Source organism: Streptomyces sp. NPDC006798 (assembly GCF_040635975.1).
Lineage (GTDB): Bacteria > Actinomycetota > Actinomycetes > Streptomycetales > Streptomycetaceae > Streptomyces.
In genome coordinates this window covers 136,415-150,927 of record NZ_JBEYIS010000013.1, presented here as the reverse complement: position 1 = coordinate 150,927, position 14,513 = coordinate 136,415, and the positions used below count along the sequence as shown (strand labels likewise).

The window sequence follows — 14,513 nt, the reverse complement described above, 5'->3', positions numbered from 1 at the left end:
GGAGAAGGTGTGCCCCGCGGCTCACAGTCCCATGGACTTCGCGATGATGGACTTCATCACTTCGCTCGTCCCGCCGTAGATCCGGTTGACCCGGTTGTCGGCGTAGAGCCGGGCGATCGGGTACTCGTTCATATAGCCGTAGCCGCCGTGCAGTTGGAGGCAGCGGTCGATCACCCGGTGCGCGACCTCGGTACAGAACAGCTTCGCCGACGCGGCCTCGGCGGCGGTCAGCTCGCCCGCGTCATGGGCCTCCAGCGCCCGGTCCACCACGGCCTCGGCCGCGTCGACCTCGGCCTTGCAGGCGGCGAGTTCGAACTTGGTGTTCTGGAAGGCGGCCACCGGCTGCCCGAAGACGGCGCGCTCGGTGACGTACCGCTGGGCGAACCGGATCGCGGCCGACGCCTGGGCGTACGCGCCGACGGCGATCGCCAGCCGCTCCTGCGGCAGGTTCTGGCCGAGGTAGGAGAAGCCCTTGTGCTCCTCGCCGAGCAGGTCCGCGGCCGGGACCTGCACATCGGTGAAGGAGAGTTCGGCGGTGTCGGACGCCTTCAGGCCCAGCTTGTCGAGGGTGCGGCCGACCGCGTACCCGGGCAGGGACGCGTCCACGACGAAGAGGGATATCCCGTGGCGGCGGTCCTCGGGGGTGGGCGGGGCGGTCCGGGCGCAGACGATCACCCGGTCGGCGTGGACGCCGCCCGTGATGAAGGTCTTGGCGCCGTTCAGGACGTAGTGGGTGCCGTCGTCCGACAGCTTGGCCGTGGTCTTCATCCCCGCCAGGTCGGAGCCGGTGCCCGGCTCGGTCATGGCGATGGCGTACATGGTGGCGCCGGAGACGAAGTCGGGGAGCCAGCGCTTCTTCTGCTCGTCGGTGCCGTACGCCATCAGATACGGCAGGCAGAGCGCGACATGGACCCCGGAGCCGCCGAAGGAGACCCCGGCCCGGGCGCACTCCTCGGTGATCACGGCCTGGAACTTGAAGGAGGACTCCCCGGCGCCGCCGTACTCCTCGGGGACCTCGATCCCGAAGACGCCCAGCTCGCCCAGCTTGTCGTAGAAGTCGCGGGGCGCCTGCCCGGCGGCGAGCCACTCGTCGTACACCGGGACGACCTCGGCCTCGACGAAGGCGCGGATGGTCTCCCGGAACGCCTCGTGGTCCTCTTGGTAAACGCTGCGGCGCACGAACGCCTCCTTCTCGCCGGTATCCGTCCCCGGTGTCCGCCCCGGGATGTCTGTCCAAGCGCTTGCTCAGAGCATTCCTGGGGTCGAAGTTACCCGCTGGTCATCTGGGCTGTCCAGGGTCGGCCGGGGTGTGATATCGCTCCTGATCCGCCGGGCCACGGTACGGGGGGCGGCACCGGCCGGGGTACGGTCCCCGGGTCCGGGCCGGGGCTCGGGTCCGGGTCCGGGTGCCACGGGACCAGGGTCTACGGCCCCGAGCGGCGGCCCCGGGTCGGCCCGCCCGCGCCCGCTGGCTACCGTGGAAAGCGGGCGAACCGGAGGATCTCCACCGAGATCCCCGAAGCGGTAACCCACGCGGCCGTCACAAGCGGCGGCGTCAGCAGCAGACGCGGAAACGCAGGAAGAGGGCAACAGGGTATGAGCACCGCTCCGAACAGCGGCGACACCGGCGGCACCGAGAGCGGTGGTACGGCGGACAGCGCCGCCTCCGCCGCGCCGCGCGGGCCCGTCGACTCCTCCCGCGTCCCCCGGTTCGCGGGCCCCGCGACCTTCGCCCGGCTGCCCCGCCTCGACGAGGTCGGCCGGACCGACGTCGCCGTCGTCGGCGTCCCCTTCGACGCCGGGGTCTCCTACCGGCCCGGCGCCCGGTTCGGCGGCAACGCCATCCGCGAGGCGTCCCGGCTGCTGCGCCCGTACAACCCGGCACAGGACGCCTCGCCCTTCGCCCTGGCGCAGGTCGCCGACGCGGGCGACATCGCCGCCAACCCGTTCAACATCAACGAGGCCGTGGAGACCATCGAGGCCGCCGCCGACGGCCTCCTCGACACCGGCGCCCGGCTGATGACCCTCGGCGGCGACCACACCATCGCCCTGCCGCTGCTGCGCTCCGTCGCCAAGAAGCACGGCCCGGTGGCGCTGCTCCACTTCGACGCCCACCTGGACACCTGGGACACGTACTTCGGCGCCGAATACACCCACGGCACCCCGTTCCGGCGGGCCGTCGAAGAGGGCATCCTCGACACCTCCGCCCTCTCCCACGTCGGCATCCGCGGCCCGCTGTACGGCCGCGGCGATCTCACCGAGGACGAGAAGCTGGGCTTCGGCATCGTCACCTCCGCCGACGTCTACCGGCGCGGCGCCGACGAGATCGCCGACCAGCTCCGGCAGCGGATCGGCGACCGGCCCCTCTACATCTCCATCGACATCGACTGCCTCGACCCGGCGCACGCCCCCGGCACCGGCACCCCCGAGGCGGGCGGTATGACCTCCCGCGAGCTGCTGGAGATCCTGCGCGGCCTGGCCTCCTGCAACCTGGTCTCCGCCGATGTCGTCGAGGTGGCGCCCGCGTACGACCATGCCGAGATCACCTCGGTCGCCGCCTCCCACACGGCGTACGAACTCACCACGATCATGAGCCGGCAGATCGCGGCCGGGAGGGCCGGACGGTGACCCACGACCACGACGTCGTACTGAAGCCGACGGCCCGGCAGACCGAGGCCGCGCTCAACCCGCCGCCCGGCCGCACCGGCGGCGACCTCGTCGTCGAGACCCTCCACGGCCTCGGCGCCACCACCGTCTTCGGACTGCCCGGACAGCACGCCCTCGGCGTGTTCGACGCGCTGCGCCGCTCGTCCCTCACCTATATCGGGCTGCGGATCGAGAACAACGCGGGCTTCGCCGCCGACGCGTACGGCCGGATCACCGGCGAGGTCGCCCCGCTGCTGCTCTCCACCGGGCCCGGGGCGCTGATGTCGCTGGCCGCCCTCCAGGAGGCGGCGGCGGCCTCCGCGCCCGTACTGGCGATCGGGAGCCAGGTGCCCGCCGCCGGGCTCGGCGGCGGCCGTCACGGCTATCTGCACGAACTCCGCGACCAGCAGGCGTCCTTCCGGGACGTCGTCAAGTCCGTGCACACCGCCCGTACCGCCTCCCAGATCCCGTCCGTGATCGCCGACGCGTGGCGCTCGGCGCTGACCGCGCCGCACGGACCGGTCTGGGTCGAGATCCCGCAGGACGTACTGACCGCACCGACCGTGCTGCCCGTCGTCACGGCCGTGGACGCCACCCCGGAGGACGTCCTTCCGCGCCCCGAGCTGACCGCCGTCGCCGCCCATCTGCTGGCCGGTGCCGAACGCCCGGCGATCATCGCGGGCGGCGGAGTGATCCGCTCCGACGCCACCGGGAAGCTGCGGGCGCTCGCCGAACGGCTGAACGCGCCCGTCGTCACCACCTACGGCGGCAAGGGCGCCTTCCCCTGGAAGCATCCGCTGTCGCTCCGCTCCTGGATCGAGGACCGGCACACCACGGACTTCCTGGAGGACGCCGACGTACTCCTCGTCGTCGGCTCCGGCCTCGGCGAACTCTCTTCGAACTACCACACCTTCGCGCCGCGCGGCCGGGTGATCCAGATCGAGGCCGACGCGGGGAAACTGGAGTCCAACCATCCGGGGATCGGCATCCACGCCGACGCCAGGATCGCGCTCTCCGCCCTGCTGGAGACCGCGCCCGAACGCCCCGACCCCGAGGCGCCCGAACGGGTCCGGGCCCTGCTCGACCGGGTCCACACCCGGATCGCCGCCCAGGACCGCACGCTGGAGCAGTCGCTGCTGACGGCCGTACGGGACGCCCTGCCGGACGACTCGCCCGCCTTCTGGGACATGACGATCCTCGCCTACTGGGCCTGGGCGGCGTTCGACGCGCGCAAACCGAACACCATGCACTCCGCCCAGGGCGCGGGCGGCCTCGGCTACGCCTACCCGGCCGCGCTCGGGGCGGCCGTCGCCGACCCCGGCCGGCCGGTGCTCGCGGTCTCCGGCGACGGCGGCGCGATGTACTCCATCGCGGAGCTGGCCACGGCCCGCCAGTACGACCTGCCGGTGACCTGGCTGATCGTCGACGACGGCGGCTACGGCATCCTGCGCGAGTACATGACGGACGCCTACGGCGAGACGACGGGTACGGAACTGGCCCGGCCGGACTTCGTGACCCTCGCGGAGTCCTTCGGCGTCCCGGCACTCCGTACGACCCCGGAGACGCTGGCGGCGGACCTGTCGAAATCCCTGGCCGCGCCGGGCCCCTCGGTCGTCGTCCTCCCGGCGACGCTGAAGATGTTCGCGGCGACGCACGAGACGGCGTAGGCCTGGGGCCCAGGCTGCCGGATCGCGCCCGGCGACCTGACTTTGTCGGCGGCCTGCGGGCCGTCGGCGGCTTGTCGCGCAGTTCCCCGCGCCCCTAGATGCTCTCCTCGGCCTCGCCCCTGAAAGAGGGGGCCCGCCTCTCTGCGAGGGCGACGAGCAGGGCAACCCAGGGGGTCGGGGAACTGCGAGGCCAGCCACAGGCGGTCCGCAGGCCGCGAACGAGATCAGCCCGCCGGGCGCGGCCCGGTGGCCGGCCCCGGGGGCGCGGGCTGCCGCAGGGCGCCGCGCCCCCGGGGCCCCGCGAGGCCCCCCGGCGAGGGCATGTCACTGGCGTGTAACTGTTCACCCCCTTGCGCACCCCCTCGCACAACCTTTCACTCCCCTGACAGTCATCTCCTGCGACGGACGCACCGAACGGATGTGCGGCCGTCGCATCGACTCCAGGGGATGGGAACCTTCCATGACTCGCCGCCGCACCGCGATGACCGCGGCGCTCGCCGCCGCCGCATTGGTGCCCACGCTGCTGTCGGCCGCTCCGGCCGCCGCCGCCACACCGCAGGTCACCTGCGTCTCCAAGAAGCCCGGGCTCGCCACGAAGCTCGTGAAGGACATCAACGCCGCGCTCAAGGGCCGTCAGTCGACGACCGCGATCTATATGTACGACCGGATCTCCGACACCACCTGCCAGCTCCGCGGCACCACCAAGTTCGACTCCGCCAGCATCGTGAAGTCGACGGTGCTCGCGGCGCTGCTCCACGACGCGGAGCGGGCGAAGCGGAACCTCACCACCCGTGAGAAGACCCTCGCCAAGGCCATGATCACCAAGTCCGACAACGACTCCACCACGGCCCTGTGGAAGCAGCTCGGCACGGCGAAGATCCAGCGGTTCTTGACCGCCGCCGGAATGACGCAGACCGTGCCCGGCGCCAACGGCTACTGGGGCCTGACCCAGATAACCGCCCGGGATCAGGCGATCCTGCTGTCCCGGCTGATGCGGAAGAACACGGTCCTGAGCGACGCGTCCCGGACCTACGCGCTGGGCCTGATGCGCGATGTCGTCTCGTCGCAGCGCTGGGGCACCCCGGCGGGCGCGCCGTCCACCGCGACCGTCCAGCTGAAGAACGGCTGGCTGCCCCGGAAGACGTACGGCTGGCGCGTCCACAGCATCGGCGCCTTCACCGGCAAGGCCCACGACTACTCGATCGTCGTACTCACCCAGAACAACAAGACCATGCAGGACGGGGTGAACACGATCCAGGCCGTGGCCAAGGCGATCCACAAGGACATCACGCCGAAGGCGCGGGGCGTCTTCGTCCCGACCGGGGTGCCGCAGGGGTCCGTGCCCGCCACGCCCGAGATGGGCCCGATCAGCTCGATCAAGGCCGGCTGACCGAGCGACCTGCCCCACCCCGCCGACGCCCGGCGCGCGCCCTCCGTGCGCGCCGGGCGTACGCATGTCCGGGCGTCGCGCATCGTCACTCCGCGTCGCGGATTGTTGCGACGGGATGAAAATCGGATCGCGCCGCGTTGACCAGATCCGCCGACAGCGATGGCGGCGACGAACGAGGCGGGGAGGCATCACGTGGCGGCGGCCCGAGGGGCGAAGGACACGGCGGAGGTACGACCGGGGGAGCCGGGCGGGGGCGCGGCGCCCGGCGGCGAGGGGGGACGTACGCCCGCCGCCCCCGAGGGCTGGGCGCGCCGCCTGTGGGCGTACGCCTGGCGGTACCGGCTGACGACCGTCCTCGCCCTCGCCTCGTCCCTGCTCGGGATGGGCGTGATGGCCCTGGTCCCGCTGATCACCAAGGTCGTCATCGACGACGTCATCGGGGAGGGCGGCTCGGGCTCCGGCTCCCTCGCCCTGTGGACCGGGCTGCTGATCGCCGCCGCCGTGATCGTCTACGCCCTGACGTACGTCCGCCGCTACTACGGCGGAAAGCTGGCCCTCGACATCCAGCACGACCTCCGTACCGGGATGTACGACACGATCACCCGGCTCGACGGCCGCCGCCAGGACGAGCTCTCCACCGGCCAGGTCGTCGGCCGGGCCACCAGCGATCTCCAGCTGATCCAGAGCCTGCTCTTCATGCTCCCGATGACCATCGGGAACGGGCTGCTCTTCCTCGTCTCCCTGGTGATCATGGCCTGGCTGTCGCTGCCGCTGACCCTGATCGCGCTCGCCGTCGGCCCCGCCCTGTGGTGGGTCGCCGGGCGCAGCCGGGCCAAACTCCACCCCTCGACCTGGTACGCGCAGAGCCGGGCGGCGGACGTCGCGGGTGTCGTCGACGGCGCCGTGTCGGGCGTCCGGGTCGTCAAGGGCTTCGGCCAGGAGGGCCAGGAGTCGGCCAAGCTGCGGGACGCGGGGCGGAACCTGTTCGCCGCCCGGCTGCGGACGATCCGGCTGAACTCCCGCTACACCCCCGCCCTCCAGGCCATCCCCGCCCTCGGCCAGGTCGCGATGCTCGCCGTCGGCGGCTGGCTGGCGACCCGGGGCGAGATCACCCTCGGTACGTTCGTCGCCTTCTCCACCTATCTCGCGCAGCTCGTCGGGCCGGTCCGGATGCTGGCCGTGGTGCTCACCGTGGGCCAGCAGGCCCGCGCGGGCGCCGAGCGGGTACTGGAGCTGATCGACACGAAGCCCGCCCTGAAGGACGGTACGAAGGAGCTGCCCGCCGACGCCCCCGCCACCGTCGAGTTCGACGACGTCGGCTTCGGCTACGGCACCGGGGACGCCGCCCGGCCGGTCCTCGACGGCTTCTCCCTGGAGATCGGCGCCGGTGAGACCGTGGCCGTCGTCGGCGCGTCCGGCAGCGGGAAGTCCACGGTCTCCCTGCTGCTGCCCCGCTTCTACGACGTCGACCGGGGCGCCGTACTCGTCGGCGGCCACGACGTCCGCGAACTGACCCTGGCGTCCCTGCGCTCCGCGATCGCCCTCGTCCCCGAGGACAGCTTCCTCTTCTCCGACACGGTCCGGGCCAATATCGCCTACGGCAAGCCCGACGCCACGGACGAGGAGATCGAGGCCGCCGCCCGGGCCGCCCGTGCCGACGGCTTCGTCGCCGAACTCCCCGACGGCTACGACACCCGGGTCGGCGAGCACGGCCTGACCCTCTCCGGCGGCCAGCGCCAGCGGATCGCCCTGGCCCGGGCCATCCTCACCGACCCCAGGCTGCTGCTGCTGGACGACGCCACCTCCGCCGTCGACGCCCGGGTCGAGCACGAGATCCACGAGGCGCTGCGGTCGGTGATGGCGGGCCGGACCACCCTGCTGATCGCCCACCGCCGCTCCACCCTCAACCTCGCCGACCGGATCGCCGTCCTCGACGGCGGCCGGCTCACCGCCATCGGCACCCACGACGAACTCGTGGAGAGCTCCGCCCTCTACCGGCGGCTGCTCACCGACCCGGACGAGCTGGGCGGGGTCTCCCCGGGCCACGCCCCCGCCCTGGACGGGGCGCCGGAGGAGCCCGGCCGGGACGGCGTCCTCGAACTCGACCGCGATCTCGACAACGCCTCCGCCTACGACCCGGAGCGCGGCATCACCCCCCGGCTGTGGGTACGGGACGACACGGTCGTCCCCGGGGCCGCCCCGGACGCCACCCCCGAGCTGCTCGCCGGGGTCGCGGCGCTGCCCCCGGCCGACGCCACCCCGGACGTCGACGAGGAGCGGGCGGTCCGGCCCGACCCCGAGCGGCGCGGGCTGCGGCTGCTGCTGCACGGCTTCGGCCCGGCGCTGCTGCTCAGCCTGCTGCTGGTCGCGGTGGACGCGGGCATGGGCCTGCTGCTGCCCGTACTGATCCGGCACGGCGTCGACCAGGGAGTCGAGCAGGCGGCGCTGGGCGCGGTCTGGGTGGCCTCGGGGCTCGCGCTCGCCGCCGTACTGGTGCAGTGGGTCGCGCAGGTCGGCGAGGCGCGGGCCACCGGGCGGACCGGTGAACGGGTGCTCTACTCGGTCCGGCTGCGGATCTTCGCCCAGCTCCAGCGGCTCGGTCTCGACTACTACGAGCGCGAGCTGACCGGCCGGATCATGACGCGGATGACGACCGACGTCGACGCGCTCTCGACCTTCCTCCAGACCGGTCTGGTCACGGCCTTCGTCTCGGTCGTCACCTTCTTCGGCGTCCTGGTGGTCCTGGTCGTCATCGACGGCTCCCTGGCCCTGGTCGTCTTCGCCACCCTGCCGCTGCTGATCCTGGGGACGTACTTCTTCCGCCGGGAGAGCGTGAAGGCGTACGAGCTGGCCCGGGAGCGGGTCAGCGGGGTCAACGCCGACCTCCAGGAGTCGGTGTCCGGGCTGCGGATCGTCCAGGCGTTCCGCGGCGAGGAGAAGGGCCGGGCGCGTTACGCGGCCGGGAGCGACGGCTACCGGCAGGCCAGGATCCGCGGCCAGTGGCTGATCTCGGTCTACTTCCCCTTCGTCCAGCTGCTGGCCTCGGTGGCGGCGGCGGCCGTACTGATCGTGGGCGCCAACCGGATCGAGGCCGGCACCCTGACGACCGGCGCCCTGGTGGCGTACCTCCTCTACATCGATCTGTTCTTCGCCCCCGTCCAGCAGCTCTCCCAGGTCTTCGACGGCTATCAGCAGGCCGCGGTCTCCCTCGGGCGGATCCAGGAACTGCTGGAGGAGAAGCCGTCGACCAGCCCGGCGGCGCGGCCCGCGCCGGTCCGGGAGCTGCGGGGCGAGATCGCCTTCGAGGGCGTCGACTTCGCCTACACGGGCGAGGGCGCCCCGGTCGTTGCCGCCGCCGGCACCGTCGCCGACGGGGGCGGTGCCGGGGAGCCGGGCGCGGACGGGACCGTACCGGCGGTGGAGTCTTCGGACCCGGCGCCGGCACCGGCATCGGGGGTGAAGGAACGGGCCCTGACCGGAATCGATCTGCGGATACCCGCCGGACAGACCGTCGCCTTCGTCGGCGAGACCGGTGCGGGCAAGTCGACCCTGGTCAAGCTGGTCGCCCGGTTCTACGATCCGACGCGCGGCCGGGTCACCGCCGACGGCGTCGACCTGCGCGAGCTGGACACGACCGCCTACCGGCACCGGCTGGGCGTCGTCCCGCAGGAGGCGTATCTCTTCGCCGGGACCGTCCGGGACGCCATCGCCTACGGGCGCCCCGGCGCCGAGGACGCCGAGGTGGAGGCGGCGGCCCGCGCGGTCGGCGCCCACGACATGATCGCCACCCTCGACGGCGGCTATCTGCACGAGGTCGCCGAGCGGGGGCGCAATCTCTCCGCCGGACAGCGCCAGCTGATAGCCCTGGCCAGGGCCGAGCTGGTCGACCCCGACATCCTGCTGCTGGACGAGGCGACGGCCGCGCTCGACCTGGCCACCGAAGCCCAGGTCAACCAGGCCACCGACCGGCTCACCGGCCGTCGGACGACCCTGGTCGTGGCCCATCGGCTGACCACCGCCGCCCGGGCCGACCGGGTGGTCGTGATGGAGGGCGGCCGGGTCGCGGAGGACGGCACCCATGAGGAGCTGCTCGCCCGCGACGGCCGGTACGCCGCCCTCTGGCGTACCTTCATCGGCGAACCCACGGACGGGGACGGCCGAGACGGCGGGGACGGCGACGGCGGCGGGGAGCGCGCCCCGCTGGCGGTCGGCTGACGGGCCGGGCCGGGGGCCGGGGCCGTAGCGGCGGCTCCGTCCCGGCTCCGGCGCGCCCCGGTTCCGTACCGCGCCTCGCCCGGCCTCCCGGGCCCCGTACCGGTCCCGTTACGGCCCCCCGTACCGGCGCCCGCTGCGGCCCTGCCCCGGGGCCGGCACGGGATCGGGACAGGGCCCGGACAACCGTTCCGGCTTCCCGACACGTCGTAGGCACATACGGGACCGCGCACCGACGGCGCCCGGGCGGCGGAACGAGCCGTTCCGGACGGTCGGGCGGGCGCACCGGCCGAGGACACCGTCACGGGTGAGGGGATACGGCAGTGCTGAAGCTCAGAAGAACCGTCGGACGCGCGGGCGGCACGGCGGACGGGGGGAGCGGGCGGCGGGGCCCCGGCGCGGCCCTGGTGAGGGCACGGCGGCTGCTGACGTACGGTCTCGCCGTGCTGCTGGCGGCGACCACCCTGACCCTCGCCGCCCCGGGTACCGAGCACGCCGTCGCCCGGGTGAACGCCCCGGGCCGGGCCGCCCTCGTACCAGCCGCCGTCGGGCCCGCCGCCGGGTCCGACGTCCGCGCCACGGCGGCTGCCTGCGCGGGCCGGATGGTGAAGCGGATGGCGTTCCGCACCGGAGAGCTGAGGGTGTTCGAGAAGGGGCGGTACGTCTGCGCGGTCACGGTCGCCCGGAAGGCGGGCGCGCCCCGGCCGATGAGGCTCTCGATCCAGGTGTACGGGGGCCGGCCCGTGGTGGACGAGGGCCGCTACACCCGGCAGGCCGGACCCCGGAAGGTCCATGCCCCCGGACGGTGTGTCAGGGCCGCCGGGTCCATCTCGGGCCATGGTGCCAAAACCGGCTGGATTCTCTGCTGAGGCACCGTCATTTACCGGGGTCCGAACCCTGGTGTCCGGATTCCGAACTCGTGTCGAGTCCGAAAAGTCATGTGAAAGATCCCGTTTCGCGGCTTCCTGGGCAAAGTCTTCGCAGGTCATGGCCGTTGGGGTCTGGCGGCGGACACCCTCGCGCCGCTAGGTTCACGGCGACCCACGACAAGTCAGGGGAGGGTTCATGCGTAAGGCGCTCAGGGGAGTGCTCCCGCTCGCGCTGCTCATCGGCACCGTGAGCGCGACCGGCGCGACGGCCGGAGCGGCCACCGCCGCCGAGCCGGCCGCCGAAGCCGCCGGGGCACCGGCGACCGCGGACATCAAGGACCGGATCCTCGCGATACCCGGCATGAGCCTGATCGAGGAGAAGCCGTACCCCGGGTACCGGTTCTTCGTCCTCAACTACACCCAGCCGGTGGACCACCGCAATCCGCGCAAGGGCACCTTCCAGCAGCGGCTGACCCTGCTGCACAAGGACACCAGCCGTCCCACCGTCTTCTTCACCTCCGGGTACGGGCTGAGCACCACCCCCCGGCGCAGTGAGCCGACGGCCATCGTCGACGGCAACCAGGTCTCCATGGAGTACCGCTTCTTCACCCCGTCCCGGCCCGCGCCCGCAGACTGGTCCAAGCTGGACATCTGGCAGGCCGCCAGCGACCAGCACCGGATCCACCGGGCGCTGAAGGGGATCTACGACCGCAAGTGGGTCTCCACCGGCGGCTCCAAGGGCGGCATGACCGCCACGTACTACGAGCGCTTCTACCCGCGCGACATGGACGGCGTCGTCGCCTATGTGGCCCCGAACGACGTCCGCAACGACGAGGACTCGGCGTACGACGACTTCCTCGCCAATGTGGGCTCGAAGGAGTGCCGCGACCGGCTGAACGGCGTGCAGCGGGAGGCCCTGGTCCGCCGGGACGCGCTGTCGAAGATCTATACCGACTTCGCGGCGGCCAACAACCTCACCTTCAACACGGTCGGCTCGCTCGACCGGGCCTTCGAGGCCGTCGTCCTCGACTACACCTGGGGCTACTGGCAGTACAACCTGGACGCCAACTGCGGTGTGATCCCGGACGCGAAGACCGCGACCGACCAGGAGCTGTGGAACTCGATCGACGACATCTCGGGCTTCAGGTTCTACAGCGACCAGGGCCTGACCCCGTACACGCCGTACTACTACCAGGCCGGTACGGAGCTGGGCTCGCCCGACGTCGAGCAGCCGCACCTCGACGGGCTGAGCCGGTACGGCTACCAGCCGCCGCGGAACTTCGTGCCGCGGGACATCCCGATGCGGTTCAAGAAGAACGCCATGAAGGACGTCGACCGCTGGGTCCGTGACAACGCCCGGCAGATGATGTTCGTCAACGGCGGGAACGACCCGTGGAGCGCCGAACCGTTCCGGCTGGGCAAGGGCGCCCGGGACAGCTATGTCTACACGGTGCCCGGCGGCAACCACGGGGCCAACATCGCCCAACTGCCCGCCGAGCAGCGCGCGGCGGCGACGGCGTCGCTGCTGAAGTGGGCCGGGGTCGCCCCGGCCGCCGTCCAGCAGGACGAGGGCAAGGCGAAGCGGCTGACGAAGTTCGACGTCCGCCTCGACCAGCAGGACGTCAAGCGGGAGCGCGGCCTGCGCCGCTGATCGCCTGACCCGTGAGGATTCCTCAGGTCTTCTCAGGTCTTCTCAGGATTCCTCAGGATTCCTCAGGTACGTACGGCGACGGCCCGCCGGAGCATTCGCTCGGCGGGCCGTCGGTCGTTATCGGGGGGCGTCGACCGTCAGTCGTCGTACGACAGCCCGTGGCCGACGCGGTACAGCTCCTGCGCCGGGTTGTCCGCGCGCAGCACCGGCACCGGCAGGCGGCCCTCCGGGTCCACCTTGCCCGCGATCACCCGGGCCGCCGAGCGGACCTCGGTCTCGGTCCAGCCGTACGAGGCCACCGACGCGGCGACTCCGGAGAGCTGGGCGATGTCGTACGGGTTGCCGACCGCGAGATGGACGACCGGGACCCCGGTCTTCACCAGCTCGGCGACGAGGGTGCGCTGCGGGCTGGTGGCCCCTACGTTCGAGGTGTGGACCACGACGGCGTCCCGGCCGCGGGCGTCCGCGACGGCGGCCTCGATCGCGGCGGGCGTGAGGGCCGCGTTCCCGGTGAAGCCGATGGCCGTGGCGCTGAACCCGAGCCCGGACAGCGTCTCCGCGGCGACCGTGGTCCCGGGCCGGTCCGTGCCCGTGGGCGAGGCCGGGTTGACCCCGACGACCAGGACGTTCTTCTGCCGGCGCTTGCTGAGCGGCAGGGCGCCGCGCTGGTTGACCAGCAGGGTCGTGGTGTCGTCGGTGATCCGGTCGGCGGCGGCCCGGTGCTTCCGGTTGCCGACGACGCGGTCCAGCCGGGAGAGGGAGACGACGGGGTCGTTGAGCATCCCCCGCTTCTCCTTCAGCCGCAGGATCCGCAGGACCGATTCCTCGATCCGGGCCTCGGTCAGCTCGCCGTCCCGGACGGCCTTGACCACCGCGTTCCAGGCGATCGGCAGCGACTCCGGGAAGAGCAGCTGGTCGACGCCCGCCTTGAGGGCGAGGACCGGGATGCGCTCGTCGCCGTACTTGGTCCGTACGCCCCGCATGTTGAGGGCGTCCGTCACGATGACGCCGTCGAAGCCCAGCTCCTCACGGAGGATGCCCGTGATGATCGGCTTGGAGAGCGTCGCGGGGTCGTTGCTCGGGTCCAGGGCGGCGACCTGGAGATGCGCCGTCATGATCGAGTCGATCCCGGCCTTGATGGCCGCCCGGAACGGCGGCGCGTCCAGCCGCTCCCACTCCGCGCGGGTGTGGGTGATCACCGGCAGCTCGGTGTGGCTGTCCTGGCCGGTGTCGCCGTGGCCCGGGAAGTGCTTGGCGCAGGCGGAGACGCCCGCCGCCTGGTAGCCGTCGACCTGGGCCGCGACCAGCCGGGCCGCGGCGGTCGGGTCCGAACCGAAGGACCTTATGCCGATGACCGGGTTGGCCGGGTTCACATTGACGTCGGCGACCGGGGCGTAGTTCTCCCGGATGCCCATCGCCGCCAGCTCCGTACCGGCGATGAACGCGGCGGTACGGGTGTCGCCGCGGGAGCCGGAGGCGCCGAGCGCCATCGCGCCGGGCAGCTGGGTGGCGGGCAGGCCGACCCGGGTGACGATACCGCCGTGCTCCTGGTCGATGGAGACCACGAGCGGGACCGAGTTCGGCTGGCTGAGCGCCGCCTTCTGCAGGTCGTTGGAGAGGCCGCCCAACTGCCGCGGGTTGCGGACGTTGTTGGACCAGCCGAAGTAGATGACACCGCCGAGGTGGTAGTTCTTCACGATCTCGGCAGGCGTGCTGTACCCGTTGCGCCGGAGGTTGTCGGCGGCGTGCGCGGGCTCGGGGTTGTGCGCGTCGTACCCGGAGAACCAGTGGACGAAGAGCTGGCCCACCTTCTGCTCGAGGCTCATCCGCGCGATGAGCTTCTTGAGCCGGGCGTCCCGGTCCGGTCTGTGCTGTGCCGTCCCGGCGACCGCCGGCGCGGCGCCCGCGGTCACGACGGCGGAGGCGACCGAGGTGGCGGCGAGGAGCGTACGCCTGGAGACCCGGGCCTGGGTGTGCGGGGAGAGCTGGTGGTGCGGATCGTGCATGGGGGTGCTCCTTCCGGCCTTGCTGGCAAGGGAGTTGAAGGAAACGTCCAGAATCGCTCGGACGGAGCTGAA

Annotated in this window: 8 protein-coding genes; 6 read left to right on the top strand and 2 right to left on the bottom strand. The window is 72.4% G+C overall.

Features of this window, described 5'->3' with window-relative positions; translation table 11 throughout:
* Positions 1-21: 21 nt before the first annotated feature.
* Positions 22-1,179 (bottom strand): acyl-CoA dehydrogenase family protein, encoded by a 1,158-nt coding sequence (locus tag ABZ714_RS11785; RefSeq protein ID WP_358825018.1) that lies wholly within the window; start codon positions 1,177-1,179, stop codon positions 22-24.
* A gap of 417 nt (positions 1,180-1,596) precedes the next feature.
* On the opposite strand from ABZ714_RS11785, the gene speB reads away from it, so the two are divergent.
* The 6 genes from speB (at position 1,597) to ABZ714_RS11755 (ending at position 12,435) form a co-directional block, all read left to right on the top strand.
* On the top strand, positions 1,597-2,628 hold the full coding sequence (gene speB, locus ABZ714_RS11780; protein ID WP_358825017.1) for an agmatinase: 1,032 nt from the start codon (positions 1,597-1,599) through the stop codon (positions 2,626-2,628).
* Entirely contained in the window at positions 2,625-4,313 is a 1,689-nt protein-coding gene (locus ABZ714_RS11775; RefSeq protein WP_358825016.1) for a thiamine pyrophosphate-binding protein, read from the top strand. The genes speB and ABZ714_RS11775 overlap by 4 nt, the downstream gene beginning before the upstream one ends.
* A gap of 460 nt (positions 4,314-4,773) precedes the next feature.
* Positions 4,774-5,703, top strand: a complete 930-nt coding sequence (locus tag ABZ714_RS11770; protein ID WP_358825015.1) for a serine hydrolase — start codon at positions 4,774-4,776, stop codon at positions 5,701-5,703.
* A 315-nt stretch (positions 5,704-6,018) separates the two neighbouring features.
* Entirely contained in the window at positions 6,019-9,918 is a 3,900-nt protein-coding gene (locus ABZ714_RS11765; protein ID WP_358825049.1) for an ABC transporter ATP-binding protein, read from the top strand.
* A gap of 320 nt (positions 9,919-10,238) precedes the next feature.
* Positions 10,239-10,784, top strand: coding sequence for a hypothetical protein (locus tag ABZ714_RS11760; protein ID WP_358825014.1), 546 nt, complete (start codon positions 10,239-10,241; stop codon positions 10,782-10,784).
* Between the two features lie 196 nt (positions 10,785-10,980).
* Complete coding sequence (locus tag ABZ714_RS11755) at positions 10,981-12,435, top strand: S28 family serine protease (RefSeq protein ID WP_358825013.1); 1,455 nt, start codon at positions 10,981-10,983, stop codon at positions 12,433-12,435.
* Between the two features lie 137 nt (positions 12,436-12,572).
* Here ABZ714_RS11755 and ABZ714_RS11750 read toward each other — a convergent pair whose 3' ends face one another.
* On the bottom strand, positions 12,573-14,441 hold the full coding sequence (locus ABZ714_RS11750; protein ID WP_358825012.1) for a glycoside hydrolase family 3 protein: 1,869 nt from the start codon (positions 14,439-14,441) through the stop codon (positions 12,573-12,575).
* Positions 14,442-14,513: the final 72 nt, after the last annotated feature.